Origin of the sequence: Bacillus cereus group sp. BfR-BA-01430 (assembly GCF_022663115.1) — a bacterium.
GTDB lineage: Bacteria > Bacillota > Bacilli > Bacillales > Bacillaceae_G > Bacillus_A > Bacillus_A cereus_BD.
Map to the genome: position 1 here is coordinate 15,823 of NZ_JAKUEW010000022.1, position 19,634 is coordinate 35,456.

The following is a 19,634-nucleotide window of genomic DNA, read 5'->3' on the forward strand; positions in this document are numbered from 1 at the left end:
ACAAAACGAAAGCCCGTTTATGTATAAGCGGGCTTTCTTGTTCGATTTTTTTCGTACATATACTTCGGAAATAGGAAGTGTTATCTTTGAACTGGAATCAATTATGGAAAAAAGATATATCTCTTTTCATCATGTTAATGGTAGTGGTCCCGATTGCTGGAGAGCTGAATTTTCACCCCTTTAATGATACATTTCGCGTCAGTTTTGGGACCCCGCTTTTTTTCTTTTTATTATTATTTTTGCGGAAAATACCAGCTAGTGCAGTAGGACTATTAGTTGGATTATCAGTAGTAGGGTTTCGAATTGTTTTTGATTGGATGCTGCAAGATTCTTTTCATATAACGGAGTCTTTTTATTTGCGTTATCCAGCTTTCTTTTATTATTTTGTTTATGGAAGTCTTTTTTCTTTATGTAGAGTGAATACATTTCATCAAAAGCCAATTGTAATTGGGTGTCTTGGAATCACAATTGAAATCATTGCAAGCATGGCAGAGCTTGCTTTTCATCACATTTTCGTATTGGGTACAATCATTACTTTGTCTGAAATCAATAAATTAATTATTATCGCAGTTTTTCGTAGTTTCTTCGCTTTAGGATTTTGGAACATGATGAATTTATATGAAACAAAATTAAAAGAACGACAGATTCGTAAAGAAAATGAAAAGATGTTGATGCATCTTTCCAATTTATATGTGGAGTCTGTTCACTTAAAAAAAACGCTGCAAAATGCGGAATTAATTACGCAGGAAGCGTATCAATTATATCGAAATTTACAGGCAGATAACGGTGCGAATATGGAAGCACATAGTAAAAAAGCGTTAAAAATCGCTGGAGAAGTTCATGAAATCAAAAAAGATAATCAAAGAATATTTGCAGGATTATCGAAACTTTTACTGGATAAAAATCTTTCTGAGTATATGGAAGGTCATGATTTAATTGAAATGATTGTAAGAATTAATGAAAAATATGCACAGCTGTTAGGGAAAGAAATCAACTTTTCTAAAAATGTAAAAGGCAAGCAGAATGAGTACCATGTTTATACAGTATTATCGATTTTGAATAATTTAGTTGCCAATGCTGTGGAAGCAATTGAGAGTGAAGGTATCATTCATATAAATGTATATAAAAAAGACACAAATATTATGTTTGCAGTGATAGATAATGGTCCTGGGATTTCGCCAAAGTATAAAGAGTTAGTCTTTAAACCGGGATTTACATCAAAATATGATCAAACAGGAACACCGTCGACAGGGATCGGTCTTTCTTATATAAAAGAAATGGTTACAGAGCTAGGTGGAAAAGTGGAACTGCAAGAGAAAGAAAAAGGAACTGGATGTATTTTTCTTGTTTATGTGCCGGAGGAGCGTTTAGTAAGAAAGGGGGAGTAGCGTGCTTTACTATATTGTAGATGATGACGAAGTGTTCCGCTCTATGCTTTCGCAAATTATTGAAGATAGTGATCTTGGAGAAGTTATCGGAGAAGCGGAAGATGGCGCATTTATAGAAGCTGATCAGCTGAATTTTAAAAAGATAGATATTTTATTTATTGATTTATTAATGCCAATTCGAGATGGGATTGAAACGATACGTCACATTTTACCAGATTTTACAGGGAAAGTGATTATGATTTCTCAAGTAGAATCGAAGCAATTGATTGGAGAAGCCTATTCATTAGGGGTTGAATATTATATTACAAAACCTTTGAATAAAATTGAGGTTATATCGATCGTTCGAAAAGTAATGGAGCGAATTCGATTAGAACGCTCGATACAAGATATTCAAAAATCATTAAATAATGTCTTTCAATGGGAGAAACCACAAGTTCAAAATGAAACAATGCGAGAAGAGAAGAAAATAGCAGATTCAGGACGTTATTTATTATCAGAACTTGGAATAGCTGGAGAGAATGGAAGTAAAGATTTACTCAGTATGCTGGAGTATTTAATAGGTCTAGAAAAAGAAAAAACATTTGAATATGGATTTCCAGCATTGAAAGATATTTTTCACTATATCACAGTTAAAAAATTAGGAGAATCGGCTTCAGAAGTGGAAATTGATAAAGAAAGAAAAGCTTCTGAACAGAGGGTGCGCCGCGCAATATATCAATCTTTAAACCATTTGGCCTCCCTTGGCTTAACAGATTTTTCAAATCCAAAGTTTGAAAGTTATGCACCGAAGTTTTTTGATTTTACCATTGTTCGCAAGCGTATGACAGAAATGACAAAGGAAGAGTTTACAGCGCATGGACATACGAGAATTAATACGAAGAAGTTCATTCAAGTATTGTATTTTGAAGCGAAGAGGTTAATGACAACGGATTAAAAAGGATGCTTACAAATAAGTATCCTTTTTCTTTTCAGATTCAGAAAATTATTTATTTTCGGTGATAAAAGGGTATAATGGAATATACATTTCGTTTAGGAGTACATATAAAGGGGATGAGGGAAACCGTGATTAGCGTTCTTTTTAGTTACGTATTGCTTGGGGTTTCTTTATCAGCACCAGTTGGTCCTATCAATATTGCGCAAATAAATAAGGGAATAAAAAACGGATTTTTAAGTGCATGGCTTGTTGGGGTAGGTGCAATGTTAGCTGATGTTATGATGATGTTTCTTATTTATTTTGGTGTCTCTACGTATTTAACAACACCTATTGCAAAATTAATGATTTGGGTATTCGGTTTTTTTACACTCTTATATCTCGGTTATGAAAGTATAAGAGATGCTTCTAAGCAGGTTGACAGTATAGAAACCGATGAAAAAGAACATCCGATGAAATCATTTGCTGCTGGTTTTTTCATTGCAATTTCTAATCCGCTTAATATTGTATTTTGGATTGGAATCTACGGTGCAGTTTTAACAAGTGCGATTAGTACTGTAGGTAAGGAAAAAGCATTGCTATACAGCATTATGATATTTGTCGGGATTATGATTTGGGACTTATTTATGGCAACGACGATTCATTTCGGCAGAAAATTTGTTAATGATCGTATTATGAAATGGATTTCTCTTGCAGCAGGAATCATATTAGTTGGATTTGGCATGTATTTTGGATATGAAGCTGTTCAAGGAGTTCAAAAACTCATGTAGAAAAAAGGGGATGCGGTGTGAAAGCTGCAATCCCTTTTCGTATATATGCATGTAAAATGTTGTATAAGAGTAAATGTTCTATATAAAATGGGAATAGAAGAATGGATATATGGTTTAATATTTTTTAATATCATTTTAGTAGATGTAGGATTTTGATTTCAAAGAAAGGAATACATGTATGGTAAATAAAACAATGATTAAACGGTTATGTGGAGCAGCTGCATATAAAAAAGGTGAAATGTATTATCGAGAAAATCGGGTACATATTACAAATTATCACGTTGAGAGCAATGTTTATGAGGCAACTGTGAAAGGAACGGAAGATTTTTATGTTGTGATAGAAAAAGCGAATCATGGTGATATTGTTGGAACGTGTACATGCCCGTCGCTTGCGTCTATCTCATTATACTGTCAGCATATTGCAGCTGTATTGTTCGCCATTAATCATTTTCAACAAGAGCAATTGCTTGAGAGGAATCAAAAATCAAGTTCTATATATGCTGAAGATGAGCGATTGGCAAATGGTATGTTACACCTATTTGATCAAAAGCCGCTACGTCCAAAGAGTAAGCAGCATCGTTTCGATACACGTGAAGTACTAGATGTGGAATTCATTTGTGTGCCGGTACCTTTGAAAAGCGGTGGAGCAATATTAGGTATCCAATTACGGTTAAAGAAACAATACTTTATACATAGGATTAGGGAATTTCTACATAAGATGGAGCGAAGAGAATCTTTTACATGTACAAATAATTTTACTTACATACCAGAAGAACATAGTTTCGAGCAAGAAACAGATGCTATTATTCAGCGACTTATTCAAATTTATCAAAATGAGAAAATGTACGTAGAGTCGTTGCAAATACATTCTGAACAAGATGAAAGTATGATTTTTATTCCGCCAGCTTCTTGGGAGGAGATGCTTACTTTGCTTTCTAAAGCTTCTTTTGTAAGTTTTATACAAGGTGAGCAAGTATACCATGGGCTTCATATTTCCGGGGGATTGTTACCTTTAACATTTGCATTTCATAGGGGAGAGAACAGCGGTTATGTGTTGAAAATTGCTGGTTTGCAAAAGGTGGACATGATGAGTACGTATGGGTATGCTCTTTTAGAAGGCAAGCTATATTCTTTAACGATAGAGGATTGTAATAGACTTATTGCATTAAAAAAGATGATGAACCAGTCCATGAGTAATCAATTTCATATTCCAAGTGATAAAATAGAGCCGTTTATTGAAAAGGTTGTACCAGGGTTAATGAAGATTGGGACGGTTCGGATGGATGAAGTAGTATCAGAAAGGTTTGAAATGCCTTCTTTAAAAGCAAAACTATTTTTAGATCGAGTGAAAAATCGCTTATTAGCAGGGCTTGAATTTCAATATGGGAACGTTGTAATCAATCCGCTAGAAGAGGGGCAACCGACTGTTTTAAATCGAGATGAGAAGAAAGAGCGGGAAATATTGCAGATTATGGATGAAAGTGCCTTTGCAAAAACTGAGGGCGGCTATTTTATGCACAATGAGGAAGCGGAATATCATTTTTTATATCATATTGTTCCAAAGTTAAAAAAGTTGCTCACTGTTTATGCGACGACAGCTATTCAGTTGCGGATTGTAAAAGGAGGCAGTGGCCCTCTTGTACAAGTAAGGCGAAAAGAACGAATAGATTGGTTATCATTCCGGTTTGATATAAAAGGAATTCCAGAAGCTGAAATTAAAGGGGTGCTAGCAGCGCTGGAAGAGAAGCGGAAATACTACCGATTGGCGAATGGATCCTTGCTATCGCTTGAGAGTAGAGAATTTAACGAAGTCAACCAATTTGTAAAAGAATCAGGTATTCGCAAAGATTTTTTACAAGGAAAAGAAGTGAATGTACCGCTTGTGCGTAGTATAAAATGGCTAAGCTCACTTCAAGAAGGAAACATTTTAAATATGGACCAATCTGTTCAAGATTTGGTCGAAAATATTCAGAATCCTAGAAATCTCAAATTCCCTGTACCAGAGGGGATAACGACAGTACTTAGAGAGTATCAAAAATATGGATTTGCATGGATGAAGACGTTAGCATATTATCGTTTTGGTGGTATATTAGCAGATGATATGGGACTTGGCAAAACGCTTCAAAGTATTGCGTATATTGCCTCCGTTTTGCCTGAAATTCGCGAAAAAAAGCTGCCTGTCTTAGTTGTGGCACCGTCTTCGTTAGTGTATAACTGGCTTCATGAAATTCGAAATTTTGCCCCTCATATACGAGCGATAATTGTGGATGGAAAGCAAATAGAGCGCCGAAATAGGTTAAGGAATATGATGAATTTCGATGTGATTATTACGTCGTATCCTTTATTACGACGAGATATGAGGCTGTATTCAGAACCATTTCATACATTATTTTTAGATGAGGCGCAGGCGTTTAAAAATCATACGACGCAAACGGCAAGGGCGGTGAAAACAATTCAGGCTGAGCACCGTTTTGCCTTAACGGGAACACCTGTAGAAAATTCATTAGAAGAGCTATGGTCGATTTTTTATGTCGTTTTTCCAGAACTACTACCAGGAAGAAAAGAGTTCGGTGATTTAAGGCGTGAAGATATAGCGAAGCGAGTGAAACCATTTGTATTAAGAAGGCTAAAAGAAGATGTATTAAATGAGCTACCAGATAAAATAGAGCACTTACAATCATCTGAGTTATTACCAGATCAAAAGCGGCTTTATGCAGCGTATTTAGCGAAGTTAAGAGAAGAAACATTAAAGCATTTAGATAAAGATACGTTACGTAAAAATAAAATTAGAATTTTAGCTGGTTTAACGAGATTGCGACAAATTTGTTGTCATCCCGCTTTATTTGTTGATGATTACAAAGGCAGTTCAGCTAAATTTGAACAATTGTTAGAGATTTTAGAGGAATGTAGAAGTACAGGGAAGCGCATTTTAATTTTTTCTCAATTTACGAAGATGCTTTCTATTATTGGTCGTGAGTTAAATCGTCAAGCCATTCCATACTTTTATTTAGACGGGAATACGCCTTCACAAGAACGTGTAGAGCTATGCAATCGGTTTAACGAAGGGGAAGGAGATCTATTTCTTATTTCTTTAAAAGCTGGTGGTACCGGTCTCAATTTAACTGGTGCAGATACGGTAATATTATACGATTTATGGTGGAATCCAGCAGTTGAGCAACAAGCGGCGGATAGAGCGTACCGAATGGGGCAAAAAAATACAGTACAAGTAATCAAGTTAGTAGCTCACGGAACAATTGAAGAAAAGATGCATGAACTTCAAGAGAGTAAGAAAAATTTAATTGCGGAAGTGATTGAACCGGGGGAAGAGAAATTATTTTCTATTACGGAGGAAGAAATTCGGGACATACTTATGATTTAAACGGAAAAAAGCTATACTTTCATGTAGATGAAAGTATAGCTTTTTTGCTGTAATAATTATATGTTGTTTTGAACAAAGTAAAGTAATAAAACAAAATCTATTTGTTAGTGTCTTTACTTTTATATGGTTTTGCAGCTTTCTTTTTCCTTGCACTTGATTGCCAACGGTTCCATCCTTTGCTTCCTGTACCTTGTCCTACACCTTTTTTCGGCTTTGCTTTCGTTTTACTCATATCATCACTCCGTTATATAAAAACCTTATTTGATACTAGTCAATCATTTAGAAAATACTTTTGAACAATGACTATGTTTGTTTTAAGTAAAAAACTGCTTGAATGTTATAGTATATCATGAATTTGCAAGTAAACTGAAAGGAATTACAAAGAAAATGAAAATAATAAGAAATACTGCGGATTCTATATTTCGAACGATTATATTAATTGCTGTATATATGTTAGTTTCAGTTAGTGAAACGTTTTTTGGGTTGACGAGGCAAAAGAAGTAAAGATGTTATATTAACAACAATCAATAAAGCTGTAAAATAAAGAATTGAAAAATATTTTAAAACTTTTTGTTGACTTTCTCTATTTTTTATATAAAATAATCATTAATAAAATGTTTCAGAGATGTGACAACAAAAAGACTATGAAAGGACGAGTAGTAGTAGGATGTAGTCAAAGCGAGTCAGGGATGGTGTAAGCCTGATACGAAGCCTATTATGAAGAACCTCCTGGAGTCGCTAACTGAAATCCAATCATGGAAAGTAGGCTTAGCCGGAAACTTCGCCGTTACAAGAAGAGCAGTATCGAGATTTTTTAATCTCCGTACTGTATAAGTGAGCAACCTCTGTTGCTAATTTGGGTGGTACCGCGGAACCAAAGCCTTTCGTCCCAGTTTTTGGGGAAGAAGGGCTTTTTTTGTTGGCTTCTTTCCACTACATCCAAACATTTTAGGAGGAAATAGGCATGTATCAATCATTAATGACAGTAAGAGAGACACAAATCGCAATTAAGGAAGTTAAAACATTTTTTGAAGATCAATTAGCAAAACGACTTGGACTATTCCGTGTATCTGCTCCATTATTCGTAACGAAAAAATCAGGTTTAAATGATCACTTAAACGGTGTAGAACGCCCAATTGAATTTGATATGTTACATTCAGGAGAAGAATTAGAAATTGTTCATTCACTAGCGAAGTGGAAACGATTTGCACTGCATGAATATGGCTATGAAGCTGGTGAAGGTTTATATACAAACATGAACGCAATTCGTCGTGATGAAGAGCTTGATGCAACACATTCTATTTATGTTGACCAATGGGATTGGGAAAAAATTGTTCAAAAAGAATGGCGTACAGTGGAATACTTACAAAAGACAGTACGGACAATTTATGGAATATTTAAAGATTTAGAAGATCATTTATTTGAAAAGTATCCATTCCTCGGTAAATATTTACCGGAAGATATTGTATTTATTACTTCGCAAGAATTAGAAGATAAATATCCAGAGTTAACACCGAAAGAGCGTGAACATGCAATTGCGAAAGAATATGGTGCGGTCTTTATTGTTGGAATTGGTGATGTACTTCGCTCTGGTGAAAAACATGATGGACGTGCAGCTGACTACGATGACTGGAAGTTAAACGGTGATATTTTATTCTGGCATCCAGTACTTCAATCTTCATTTGAATTATCTTCAATGGGAATTCGTGTTGATAGTCAATCACTTGACGAACAGCTAACGAAAGCTGGAGAAGACTTCAAACGCGATTACGATTTCCATAAAGGAATTTTAGAAGATGTACTACCATTAACAATTGGTGGTGGTATTGGCCAATCAAGAATGTGCATGTACTTCTTACGTAAAGCACATATCGGTGAAGTTCAATCTTCTGTATGGCCTGATGAAATGCGTGAAGCTTGTAAGAAGGAAAACATTCATTTGTTTTAAAAAACAGAAAACCCTCTAAGTAGAATTGTGTTCTATTTAGAGGGTTTTTCTAATATAGCTCTCATCGAAGGATAGCAACATGTTTTGTAGAGCCTTTTTATAGAGGTTCATCGGCATATGCTGTTGGCTTATGTTATAAAATATAGAGATACCGTTTTCTAATGACAGTATAGTCCACGCTATTTCTTTCGCTGATAAAGTAGCTTGATAGTCTGCGTTTTGTATAAAGTTTTCAATAGACTTAGAAATTTGTTCTACCGCATCATCAATCATATTCGCCCATTTATCTCGCACCGATTCTTCACGCATGGCATATAGAAGAAATTCCATAGTAAGCATATTCCATGTTTTTGTTTTCTGTCTAATAGAATGGGAATATTGATCCATCGTCTCGATAAAGCTTGCTAATGATTGCTCTTTTTCTATCATGTTACAAATATCTTGTACATATATGTGCATTTGTCTATCTACAATTGCTAGAAATAGTTCTTCTTTCGTATGAAAATGAGCATAAACGGCTCCTTTACTAAATCCAGCATGTTCCGCAATTTTATCAACAGAGGCTCCGTGGAAGCCTAATTTGGCAAATGTTTCAAAAGCGGATTCTAAAAGTAACTTTCGTGTTTCCTGTTTTCGTTGTTCTTGAGTTAATCTTTGGCGGCTCATCATATCCCCCCTCTCTTGACAATTATATCATAAGGTATTAATATACCGGGTAGTATATTAACTCAAATTGGTATATAATTTGCGAACGATACATAGAAGAAAAAATAAAGTGACCGAGAAGCTTCATACTCTTTATCACATATGAACGGGCAGTGATTTCTCATCTTCTTTTTTTAGATGGAAATTTCACTGCCCTAAAATAGTGGATTAAAAAGTAGGAATAATTTTTTCTATTGTAGTAAGATAATCTAATAGAAGGGAGAAAAGATATTATGGGAAGGAAAAAAGAAGTAACAAACGCCAAAAGACAACGATCGGAAATTTTGGCTCAAACTATTAAAACTGGAATTATTAAATCGAATTTAGTTCCAATGTTTGCTGGATTGACACTCGCTTTATATAAATATAAAATAAGTCCGTTTGAAAAAATACCAGAGATTTTATTTGCTTTTATAGGTTCTATTTTAATAATAGGAGCAGCGGGGGCATTTAATAATTTATACGATCGTGATATTGACTCTATTATGGAGAGAACAAAAAATAGGCCGACTGTGACGGGGGATATAAGTTCGAAGACAGTACTGTGGCTTGGAATATTGATGACGATTTCTGGTTTAGTATTTCTTGCGTTAACGACATATTTAGCAGCAATACTAGGGTTTTTAGGTTTATTTTTATATGTTGTACCATATACAATGTGGAGCAAAAGAAGAACCATTTACAACACAGAAATCGGAAGTGTTTCAGGGGCAATGCCGCCGCTTATCGGTTGGGCTGCTATATATCCGGATGTAACACATCCAGCTATTATTGGTCTTTTTATTATTATGATTATTTGGCAAATGCCTCATTTCTATGCAATAGCGATTCGTAAACATAAAGAGTATGAGGCTGCGAACGTTCCGATGCTTCCAGTAGTGAAGGGGATTAAAAGAACATATATACAAACAAATGTGTATTTAGTTATTTTAATTATCATAAGTATTCTTTTAGGATCATTAAGTATTGGCCTTATGCTAGTATCGCTTCTGTTAAGCATTTTATGGTTGGCTTTAAGTATTTATGGGTATAAAAAAATGGATTCAGAGAAATGGGCAAAATCATTGTTTATTTTCTCGCTTTTCCATATGACGATTTTATTTTCCACAGTTATTATTTACGCTCTTGTAGGTATCTTTTTTGGAAGTTAATTTGCAAATAATAAAAAACAATTTCCACTATATAGAAGAGGAAATTGTTTTTTATTATGTTCATGTTGTTTTCTTTCTATAGAATTGCTACTTTATAGAAAGGTTATGGATTTGGAAGTGTAATATGAATCTTTTCTACCTTTCCATAGTTTTCTTGCCTTTTCAAATGATATGGAAAATATTTCACGTGTCATAGTGTAACAAAATCATAATGAGCTAGAGAAAAAATAACAACAAAGAAACATTCTTTGCTGTTATGTAGCAAGTCTATTTATTCATTTGTACCAATGGTTCCACTTTTGCCATAAATGCTTGGTGAATTGCTTCTACACCATCTACTAAATGTAGACGATCAATAACAACAGATATTTTCATTTCAGAGGTGCTAACCATTTTAATATGAATGTTTTCTTTTTTTAATGTAGAGAACATATGGGCAGCGACGCCTGGATTAGACACCATGCCAGAGCCTACAATGGATACTTTCGCAAGATGATTTTCATATTCTACAGATTCATAGTGAAGTGTTTCTTGATTTTGTTCTAATACTTCTAATGTTTCTCTTAAGTCACTTGAGTGAATAGAGAAGGATAGATGCACAGTTCCTTCATTTGTAATACTTTGAATAATAATATCAACATTAATATGGGCCTCTGCTAATGTAGAGAAAATCGTTGATAATGAGCCATGTTCTAATCCTTTCATTGTAACGCGTGTAATATTATCTTCAAATGCAATACCTTTTACGATTGATTGTTGTTCCATGTTACATTCTCCCCTTACAATTGTTCCGTTTTCTTGTTCCATACTGGAACGAACTTCTAATACGACATTATGGTTTTTCGCAAATTCAACAGCACGCGGATGTAGGACACTAGCCCCTAAGTTGGCAAGTTCTAACATTTCATCATAAGAGATTTCATCTAATTTATATGCACTATTTACAACGCGTGGATCAGTTGTGTAAACACCAGTTACGTCCGTATAAATATCACATTTTTTTGCTTTAAGAGCAGCTGCTAATGCAACAGCAGTTGTATCAGAACCACCTCGACCTAAGGTTGTAATTTCTTTTTCTTCACTTAATCCTTGGAAACCAGCTACGATAACAATTGTCCCTTCTTGTAAATAAGATTGAATTCGCTCTGTGCGGATATCAGTAATGCGGGCCTTTCCGTGCACAGGTTCAGTTGTAATACCAGCTTGCCAACCTGTTAGTGAAATAGCTTGATATCCTTTTGTTTGCAATGCCATTGTTAAGAGAGAAATTGTTACTTGTTCACCAGTTGTCAGCAGCATGTCTAATTCGCGCTTACTTGGATTTTCTGTAATAGAAGTAGCAAGTGCAACGAGTTCGTCAGTACTTTTGCCCATTGCTGAGACGACAGTGACGACGTTATGTCCTTTCTCGTATTCCTCGATAATTAAATGAGCGACATGTTGAATGCGCTGAATAGTTCCGACCGAAGTACCGCCGAATTTTTGCACAATTGTTTCCATAGTTCATTCCTTCTTTCAGCTTATTTTTGACAATAAATCAGGAAATGTAATGTAGGAGAGTAATGTGAAAATCCCCAATATTCCTGTAGTTACCGGACAGAAAAGAAAAAACACCATCTCAAATAGATGAGGATGGTGCTGTTACAGGAAAAGGGAAACAGAAAACGGAGCTAATAAAAAAATCGCCAAAAAAGGAATATCATTATAAACATGATATTTCTTTTTTGTAGATAGCTCTTCATATATACACGTCTGTATATATGACAGTTCTGTTTCTATTCGAAAACAGCCCCAATCGATAAATGCAGAGAAATTTATCGATTTCGGCAACACTTCCTTTCTTCTAAACTCATTGACATCTCTGTGTCTCCTTTAGAATAATCATAAGTGCTGCAACCTCTATCTCACGTTTTAGGCGAGAGTGTTTCAGTTATGAAGTTGTTGGTAACATTTGTTTTATAATAATTTAAATTTTTCGAGGAATCAAGTTGTTTATTTAAATTCGGAAAATTAAAATTTTTTAGGTTTGCAAGCAGTGAAAAAAGAGGGGATTACAAATGGAAAATGTATGACGTGCTCAAGTACCAATTAGTCAAATAACGATTTGATTTTAAAGTTTAGCATTCAGATAAACTATTCTTCTTTTAAAATATAATTTCTCATTAAAATAGAGAGATATATCGTTTTATGTTAATTTTAAAAATATAGGGCTAGATTAGTTGTTTTTAATAACGTATACTTTTATCGTTAGCTAATTTATCTCGTAGCACAGGGTATTTTTTATCTCCCTCTTGTAAGAAGAGGAAAGTGTGAATTAGTTTGATAGATGAAATGCTAGTATTTTATGAAAAAAGGAGGCTAGTTAACACGGGACGAGTAAGTACATAACGTGTTAAAAGTAAGATGAAAAAAGTAATTTCTAATGTTCTAGCAATGACAGCTGCACTACAAGTTATAATGGTTCCAACAACCTCATTTGCGGCAGAAAAAGGATTTCCAGATGTACCAAAGAGCCATTGGGCATATGAGGCAATCAATGATTTAGCAAATCGAAACATAATTGCAGGTTATGACAACGGTAAATTTGGAGTGGGAGACAGTGTAACGCGTGAACAAGTGGCTGCACTTATTTATCGTACATTGAAACCAGAAGCGAAAACAGAATATAAAAATCCATATCATGATGTAAGTGCAAGTACAACAATGTTTCCAAATGAAATTTTAGCTTTAACGGAGATGGGAATCTTTACAGGGGATGAGAACAAAAACTTTAGACCAAAGGATTCATTAACTCGCGCTGAAATGGCAATGATTTTACAAAGAGCTTATCATTTAAAAGTAAAGGCAAATCATACATTTCATGATGTGGATCCAAATTCTTGGGCGAAAGATGCAATTAGTGCGTTGCAGTCTAACGGACTGGCAGAGGGAGATGGAACGGGTGCATTTTATCCATCAAAAACTGTAACACGTGAGGAATACGCACAATTTTTATTCAATGCGGAACAATCGTATTTAAATTTAGATTTAACATTAGCTTCTAATGTAACAGCAGAAGAAATTGATAATTTTCTTAAGAAATCGCGTTCTGATAGCCCGTTAATTGGCCATGGGCAAGACTTTATTGCAGCGCAAAATGAACATGGTGTAAATGCTCTTTACTTAGCGGCACATGCAATTTTAGAATCTGGATATGGAAGATCTGAAATTGCGTATCGTAAACATAATTTATTTGGACTACGTGCATATGATCGCGATCCATTCTATCATGCAAAATATTTACCAACATATCGTGATAGTATTTCGTATAATGCTAACTATGTGAGAGAGCGTTATTTAGAGGAAGGTGCAATCTATAATAATGGTCCAACATTAGTTGGTATGAATGTGAAATATGCATCCGATCCAGAATGGGCTGGAAAAATTGCTGGTTTAATGGAGCGTATTAAGCCGTTTGATCGAAATGATTATAAAAATGCCAACAGATTACCGAAAAACCCACATACATTAGATGTTGAAGCGTTAGGAAATGAAATTCCATATAAAGATTTAGGAAACAAAGAAATTACTGTTCAGGCATCTGGAAAGTATTATCAAGTGCCATATCCATACGATTTGAAAATTAAGAGTATCCCAAATATTACACAAAATGAAATGGGAACATTAGCGAATGGATTAAAAGTAACAGTTCATCGTGAAGATCCAAATGGATGGGTAGAGTTTTCAATGAAAGATAAGCAAGAAAAATATTGGACATTGAAAAGTAATTTAAAAATGTAATAAACGAAAAAGGTGTTTTCTCCACAGAAAACACCTTTTTCGTTTGAAAAGATTGTTATTCTTCAGTAAATATAAATGTTTGTTGCATCTTTTTACTTTTACTTTCTGGATGCCCGTTGTAAGTAAATTCTTTTTCTTCCCAAGTCATGACAACTTTAAATGTATGGCTAGTAAAATATAGTGGGAAGACCATATAATCAAAACTTGTATGACTTTTTGAGACATTTGTATGTGATGCGGTAGGTTTAAATGTAGTTTTAGCTGATGGATCATTACCAAATATTTCTATAGATACATTTGATACATCTTTACCGATATTTTTAACGAATAAACTATATGTATCATAGACACCTTGCTTCGGTTGTATCGCTTGTTTGTTTGAGTTGTAAGATTTATCAATTTCGATATACCATTGTTTAGACTTTGAGGCAACAGGAAGTTCTTGAAATGTAAAGGCACTTACTTGTATAGGAAATACTATACAAAGAAGAGTAAGTAAGAAAATTATTTTTCGTTTCATTTTACAAAGCCCCTATTCTTTTTATAACTTTATTTGTTATTATTTTCTATTTTTATCATAATATACTATATATTTAAAGAGGAAGAGTAGGCCGAGGGAATGTGATCTTACTTGTAGAGTAAGGAAAAAATAAATGTATATTTTGATTATTTTGCACACCGATGTTTGAGGTGAATAGGAATAAAAGAAAATAAGAAGGGAGAATATCTTTTGAACTTAAAACATGAGAAACGTATGAGGTCAGAAATAGCTGATAAACCTTATTTGACTAAAGGATGGGGCTATGTTGCAGCTCTTGCGCTATTGCCGTATGCAATTTTAAAATCGCTTTGGGCATGGGGAGTAACGGTAGGTCTTACAACAAAACAAGCTATACAAAGTGTAGCAGAGTTTGGTAATACATTAAAGGAAGAATCTTCCTTTTTATATACTATCGGAATAGACTTCACAGCTGTCTTAGCAATACTTGCATCTTTATTTGCTTTAGCGCTCGTGACTTCCTGGGGAGAGAAGCTACCGAAATGGTTATTAATCATATCAGGATGGTCAGTTGGGGGATTAACAGTTCTAGTTAGCTTCTTAACAGCTCTTCAATTTTTAGGAGTGCTTCCAAAAGGATACACCGAAGGATTAGCCATTTGGGTGTATGTAGTCACTTACGGAGGAATGTTCTTGTGGGGAGTAACTGTATTTCTCGCGACTCTGTCGTTTCAGCATCGGATTAAAAACAAATCGTCTGAAAAAGAAATGTAGAAGTTCTAAATTTGAGAAAAGAGCAAAAAGAAAAACTAATTTTAAGTGAAGTCAGTGAAGTATTAAATAAAGTTCCAGTAGAATATAGAGAAGTAGGAAGAGAAGAAATAGAAAAGAAATCCTTCCATTTTCAAATGATGTGAGGCATTACGCAGAAAAGAAAATGGCGAAGAGTTTCATAGATTTATATAAGGCAAGTGTGCCAATGATTTTACTATGTAGCTTAGCTATTCTCGTGTTTTATGAAGGACACTTTTTCAGAAGAAAAGTGCAAAAAAGTAAATGGAGAATTAGGATTGGAAAGGGGAAGAACATAAGGTGGAACAGAAGTCTTAAAAGTGTTGCTTTTTTCTTGTTTCATATCTTATAATGAAGACTATTTTAAATGGGTAAAGACGATTTTGATATCAAAATCGTCTTTTTTATATTATGAAAAAACGATTTTGATGGAAATCAATTGAATAGAGATAAAAATAAAAAAATAAGAAGCATTAGAGATATACTGTAGTCACAAAGGAAAACACAAAAAAATTTGAAGAACAACTTAGGGAATTTAGAGGAAACAAACAGGGAGAACTAAGAAAGGTAACGAGTGGGAAATAAAAAATATTAGTATTTAAATTCAAAATATAAAAATAGGAGTGTTTAATTGTGCCAGTAAGAGTATATGATTATCAAAATAGTAAAACCCCATTAATGTTAGGTTTAGTCGAAAATGTATTAGAGAAAGAAGTATCAGGCAATTATTTTTTAGATACAGATTGGTTAAAAGGGCCGAGCATTTTAATTACATTAAGAGAAAAGGAATCAGAGGAAAGACTTGCTGATCAAGTAAAACAATATGTTGAACATTATAAAAATGAAAATAGTGTAGATCCAGTTGTTATCGAAACGATAAAGAGAAAATATGAAAAAGAACAAAAGAGATTAATTGATCTTGAGTTAAGAACAGCTGAAAATATTGAGATGCAAGATGATGGAGTAGTGGAAATAGGAGAGGGAAAAAGTGGTGTTTATAACTCTGAATATCACAGACAATTATTTAATAGATTTAGATTTTTGATCCAGCCTGTTAATAATAAATTATTAAAAGAGATTAGTGATATGAATGAGAAGGAACGTACAAAATTATTTACGGAAATGTTTCTATATATTGCTACTTTATTTAACGGAAATATTACTCAGGGATACATTTCTTATCTATCTCATGTTATGGGCTTTTTCTCAAGATTAAAACTTGAAGGACATGATGAAAATGTTAAAGAACGATTTGATGATTTATATAACAAATTGTTTAAAGAAGAAATTATAAATTACACTCCAGAAACTAAATCAGCTTTACGTGAATGGAAAGAAGTATGGAAAACTATTAGTGATGATATGAGGGCTGATTTCAAAAAAGAAAAATTTATTGATGACAAAAACCTTGATTTAAACATTCAATATCAAATGTTTAAAAAGCATATTTCAAAGATGGACAATCCATTTCACAATTTGTTACTTGAAAAAGGAGATTTGGAAGCACTAATGATGTCAGATGAGATGATAATTTATCGAAATATTATTAATCTATTCTATATTACATTGCCATTTTTTGAACAAGGAATGTTAAAAAAACATTTTTATGGATACTGTGCAATTAAACATGTAGAAGAAAATTATAGCAATCTCCTTATGGAAATTTAAGTTTTAGAAATGAGGTATTTCTAATGGAAACACTGAATCCTTTTGTTTTGATTAGGACGAATTCAATTGAGAAAAAGTCAGTAGATATAAGTAATAAAATTGAATTTGAAGAACAAATAAAGAAAATATTAGAGTTAAAGGAACAATTTGATACATCGAAAGAAAAATTAATTAACCTATTAGAAAGACTCATTGAAGTCTCTAAAGATAATAAATTACTAAATATAAAAAGAGCCATATATAATGAAAGATTTAATAAGTTTGAAAAAATATTATTTGAGGTTACTTCTAAGCTAAATGAAGATATAGTGAGAGAACTTACAATATTTTATGAATTATGGATAAATTATCTGAATCATGAAACTGAATATGAAATGTTGTATGAGAATACCTATAACAATGCCAGAAGAAAAATGTATGAAGAAGTAAAGAATAGTAATGAAATAAAAAATAACTTATTAATGATTCAACCCAAAATTTATCAAACACTAAATAAGTATTTAGCATTGTCACCAGAAGAACATAAAAATAAAGAAAGAAAACTCGATTATACTCTTTATAAGGTACTTTCAAGAGCAGCTATGAAGACTAGCCCATTCTCCGAAATAACAAGGGTAGGGAGAGTTAACTTAGTTGAGAGTGATTATGAGGATGATAGATCTGTTTTTAAATATGAAAAATTTATAAAAATAAACTATGCATTTTTAAATCGAGTGATTTTTGAATTTTTGCTCAATGAGGATAATTTTTATAAGAAAGTAACTTACAAAATTCCTCCCTTATCTATTGAGAAAGAAAATCAAAAAAATTACATTAGCTTTGTGGCTACCAGTGATGATAGGAAAAGTGAAAAAATTTTTGAGACAAGTGAAATTGTGAAGAAATTAAGAATGCCTAGGAGATTAGCTGAATTTTTTAAGAAACATAGTGTAAATAGTGTTATTAGTGTGAAAGATTTATTAGACGTCTTTCAAGGAGAAAAAATCTCTGAAAAGCAGGTGTTAGATCTCATAAAAGAATATGTACAAATAGGGTTATTAGTACCAACTGTTGGGTTTTCTCAAAAAAATGAGACTGAATTTATTTCGGAAATTCTAGAAGTTGGAAATGAATACTTATCCCCAGAAAAATATAAAGAGCTCTCACAGATATTACAATCTTTAAGTAATATCAAGAATCAATTACAAGGTTCCATAAATATTCATCATAGAAACAAATTATATAAGGATACGGCGGATCTTCTTAACAGTTACTCTGAAACTAGGGATATCTATATGGATCCAAGTAGATTGTTTTATGAAGATGGTGTGGTAAAAGACGAGTTTCATTTAGATTATTCTCGATTAGAAAAGAATTTACCTGTTCTTAAAAGTCTTCAAAGATTGTCTTTACTATTTGATGTAAATATTAGAATGCAGTTAGAGCTTGGAAAACAACTGAAGGAACATAATGTAAAAAAATGAACAATGATTTTTTTACATTGTTATTTGATACATCTAAAGAAATTCTTCCATATTGGTCAAGACCAGTATATCGATATCTTAACGCAAGTTCTAAATGGATCAAACTTTTAGATGAATTAAAATTGGAATTTATAGAAGAATTAAATGAAATTTGTAATGGAAAAGAAGATGTTAATATAATTTCACTAATTGAAAAATATAATAAAAAAATTCCAGAGCAAATATATAATATAGCGGATCTATCTTCGAGCTTCTTCGTGCAACTAAATGGAGACAAAATAATTATTAATGCAATTTATGATGGACAAGAAAAATACAAAGCAAGATTCATGGATTATTTTAAGGAATATTTGATTAGTGATGAGAATTATCAAAAATTCGAAGAAGATTATTATAAAAAACAAGATTACAGTGAGTACACAGAAAACTTTGGTTTTAATGGAAATATAAAAGAATATACGTTAAATAATTTAGTTACAACCGTTGGAACAGGAAGAAAAAGATTCTCAAAAGCTGCAAAAGATTACTTAGAAGTAGAAAGTTTATCAATTGATGCTGAAAAAGAAACGGATGCGATAAGATTCCATACTGGAAATAGTGGAAAGCGTGTGAAAATTTTATTTAGAGGATCTTTAATTCCTACCGCGATGCCTGGTTATATATCAACCTTACTACAACTATTTTCTTCTGGAAGGATGACATTTAAATTTCCAGATTTAATTAGAGGAGAGAAAATTCCAAGGATTTTTGCAAATAATATTATTTTAAGTAGAAGAAGAGTTACTTTAAGTTGTGCTGCAGAGTTTTTAAATAAAAAAGAATTAGAAAGTTCAATGGAATATCATAAACGGTTGAATTTGTATTTTACAAAGCACGGATTACAAAAACAATTTTTTGTCGTTGCTAAGCGGGATTTATCTGATAAAGAATTTAAGCTTATTGATTTTAAACCATTTTTTGTAGATGTACTAAACCCTATTTCACTGAAAGTTTTCGAAAAGGAGATATTGAAAAAACATGCAGGTACTAAATATGAAAACTTATATATTGAAGAATGTTTAAGCGATGATGCTACATTTGCAACAGAATACGACATTGAAATTTTTAAAAAAGAGGTTGTTCAGTGAGTAAAGAGGTGAAATTTTTTAAAAGGGAGGGAG

17 protein-coding genes, 1 riboswitch and 1 other annotated feature are annotated in these 19,634 nt (G+C 33.0%); of the genes, 13 read left to right on the forward strand and 4 right to left on the reverse strand.

The features are described from left to right. The first annotated feature begins 86 nt into the window (after positions 1-86). From MR058_RS21360 to MR058_RS21375, 4 genes are all read left to right on the forward strand, one after another. Positions 87-1,388, forward strand: coding sequence for an ATP-binding protein (locus MR058_RS21360; RefSeq protein ID WP_277926662.1), 1,302 nt, complete (start codon positions 87-89; stop codon positions 1,386-1,388). Position 1,389: 1 nt separating this feature from the next. Further along, positions 1,390-2,322, forward strand: coding sequence for a response regulator (locus MR058_RS21365; protein ID WP_242145743.1), 933 nt, complete (start codon positions 1,390-1,392; stop codon positions 2,320-2,322). A 128-nt stretch (positions 2,323-2,450) separates the two neighbouring features. Then, positions 2,451-3,089, forward strand: coding sequence for a LysE family transporter (locus MR058_RS21370; protein WP_242145765.1), 639 nt, complete (start codon positions 2,451-2,453; stop codon positions 3,087-3,089). Between the two features lie 178 nt (positions 3,090-3,267). Then, a complete protein-coding gene (locus MR058_RS21375; RefSeq protein WP_242145744.1) occupies positions 3,268-6,468 on the forward strand; it encodes a DEAD/DEAH box helicase in 3,201 nt (1,066 codons plus the stop codon). A 97-nt stretch (positions 6,469-6,565) separates the two neighbouring features. Here MR058_RS21375 and MR058_RS21380 read toward each other — a convergent pair whose 3' ends face one another. Next, a complete protein-coding gene (locus MR058_RS21380; protein ID WP_242145745.1) occupies positions 6,566-6,700 on the reverse strand; it encodes a DUF3934 domain-containing protein in 135 nt (44 codons plus the stop codon). 98 nt (positions 6,701-6,798) lie between these two features. On the opposite strand from MR058_RS21380, the gene MR058_RS21385 reads away from it, so the two are divergent. Beyond that, on the forward strand, positions 6,799-6,972 hold the full coding sequence (locus tag MR058_RS21385; protein WP_242145746.1) for a hypothetical protein: 174 nt from the start codon (positions 6,799-6,801) through the stop codon (positions 6,970-6,972). A 131-nt stretch (positions 6,973-7,103) separates the two neighbouring features. Beyond that, positions 7,104-7,363: a binding site (T-box leader), on the forward strand. Positions 7,364-7,432: 69 nt separating this feature from the next. Further along, entirely contained in the window at positions 7,433-8,416 is a 984-nt protein-coding gene (gene asnA / locus MR058_RS21390) for an aspartate--ammonia ligase (RefSeq protein WP_242145747.1), read from the forward strand. A gap of 36 nt (positions 8,417-8,452) precedes the next feature. On the opposite strand, the gene MR058_RS21395 is transcribed toward asnA, so the two are convergent. Beyond that, entirely contained in the window at positions 8,453-9,082 is a 630-nt protein-coding gene (locus MR058_RS21395; RefSeq protein WP_242145748.1) for a TetR/AcrR family transcriptional regulator, read from the reverse strand. A gap of 272 nt (positions 9,083-9,354) precedes the next feature. On the opposite strand from MR058_RS21395, the gene cyoE reads away from it, so the two are divergent. Further along, positions 9,355-10,272 carry a heme o synthase gene (gene cyoE / locus MR058_RS21400; protein ID WP_242145749.1) on the forward strand — a complete coding sequence of 306 codons (918 nt, stop codon included), beginning with the start codon at positions 9,355-9,357 and terminating at the stop codon, positions 10,270-10,272. A 267-nt stretch (positions 10,273-10,539) separates the two neighbouring features. Here the strand turns inward: cyoE and MR058_RS21405 are convergent, their stop codons facing one another. Next, entirely contained in the window at positions 10,540-11,772 is a 1,233-nt protein-coding gene (locus MR058_RS21405) for an aspartate kinase (protein ID WP_242145750.1), read from the reverse strand. 223 nt (positions 11,773-11,995) lie between these two features. Beyond that, a riboswitch (Lysine riboswitch) is annotated at positions 11,996-12,182 on the reverse strand. A gap of 493 nt (positions 12,183-12,675) precedes the next feature. Here MR058_RS21405 and MR058_RS21410 point away from each other — a divergent pair. Then, the gene (locus MR058_RS21410) at positions 12,676-14,052 is read left to right on the forward strand and encodes an S-layer homology domain-containing protein (protein ID WP_242145751.1); all 1,377 of its coding nucleotides are present in this window, start codon (positions 12,676-12,678) and stop codon (positions 14,050-14,052) included. Positions 14,053-14,107: 55 nt separating this feature from the next. Here MR058_RS21410 and MR058_RS21415 read toward each other — a convergent pair whose 3' ends face one another. Next, the gene (locus MR058_RS21415; RefSeq protein ID WP_242145752.1) at positions 14,108-14,572 is read right to left on the reverse strand and encodes a hypothetical protein; all 465 of its coding nucleotides are present in this window, start codon (positions 14,570-14,572) and stop codon (positions 14,108-14,110) included. 210 nt (positions 14,573-14,782) lie between these two features. Here MR058_RS21415 and MR058_RS21420 point away from each other — a divergent pair, with 210 nt between their 5' ends. The 5 genes from MR058_RS21420 to MR058_RS21435 all read left to right on the forward strand — a co-directional run bounded on the left by MR058_RS21420 (position 14,783) and on the right by MR058_RS21435 (position 19,601). Next, positions 14,783-15,325, forward strand: coding sequence for a hypothetical protein (locus tag MR058_RS21420; protein WP_242145753.1), 543 nt, complete (start codon positions 14,783-14,785; stop codon positions 15,323-15,325). An 11-nt stretch (positions 15,326-15,336) separates the two neighbouring features. Next, on the forward strand, positions 15,337-15,468 hold the full coding sequence (locus MR058_RS23365) for a hypothetical protein (protein ID WP_277926664.1): 132 nt from the start codon (positions 15,337-15,339) through the stop codon (positions 15,466-15,468). Positions 15,469-15,976: 508 nt separating this feature from the next. After that, the gene (locus tag MR058_RS21425) at positions 15,977-17,011 is read left to right on the forward strand and encodes a hypothetical protein (RefSeq protein WP_242145754.1); all 1,035 of its coding nucleotides are present in this window, start codon (positions 15,977-15,979) and stop codon (positions 17,009-17,011) included. Between the two features lie 23 nt (positions 17,012-17,034). Then, on the forward strand, positions 17,035-18,474 hold the full coding sequence (locus MR058_RS21430; protein ID WP_242145755.1) for a hypothetical protein: 1,440 nt from the start codon (positions 17,035-17,037) through the stop codon (positions 18,472-18,474). Between the two features lie 17 nt (positions 18,475-18,491). After that, positions 18,492-19,601: a hypothetical protein gene (locus MR058_RS21435; protein ID WP_242145756.1), complete on the forward strand. Its 1,110-nt coding sequence runs from the start codon at positions 18,492-18,494 to the stop codon at positions 19,599-19,601. The last annotated feature ends 33 nt before the right edge of the window (positions 19,602-19,634 follow it).

Coding starts and splice junctions, on each gene's coding strand:
- MR058_RS21375 (WP_242145744.1), top strand. CDS start 3,268: ATGGTAAATAAAACAATGATTAAACGGTTATGTGGAGCAGCTGCATAT.
- MR058_RS21380 (WP_242145745.1), bottom strand. CDS start 6,700: ATGAGTAAAACGAAAGCAAAGCCGAAAAAAGGTGTAGGACAAGGTACA.
- asnA (WP_242145747.1), top strand. CDS start 7,433: ATGTATCAATCATTAATGACAGTAAGAGAGACACAAATCGCAATTAAG.
- MR058_RS21395 (WP_242145748.1), bottom strand. CDS start 9,082: ATGAGCCGCCAAAGATTAACTCAAGAACAACGAAAACAGGAAACACGA.
- cyoE (WP_242145749.1), top strand. CDS start 9,355: ATGGGAAGGAAAAAAGAAGTAACAAACGCCAAAAGACAACGATCGGAA.
- MR058_RS21405 (WP_242145750.1), bottom strand. CDS start 11,772: ATGGAAACAATTGTGCAAAAATTCGGCGGTACTTCGGTCGGAACTATT.
- MR058_RS21410 (WP_242145751.1), top strand. CDS start 12,676: ATGAAAAAAGTAATTTCTAATGTTCTAGCAATGACAGCTGCACTACAA.
- MR058_RS21415 (WP_242145752.1), bottom strand. CDS start 14,572: ATGAAACGAAAAATAATTTTCTTACTTACTCTTCTTTGTATAGTATTT.
- MR058_RS21430 (WP_242145755.1), top strand. CDS start 17,035: ATGGAAACACTGAATCCTTTTGTTTTGATTAGGACGAATTCAATTGAG.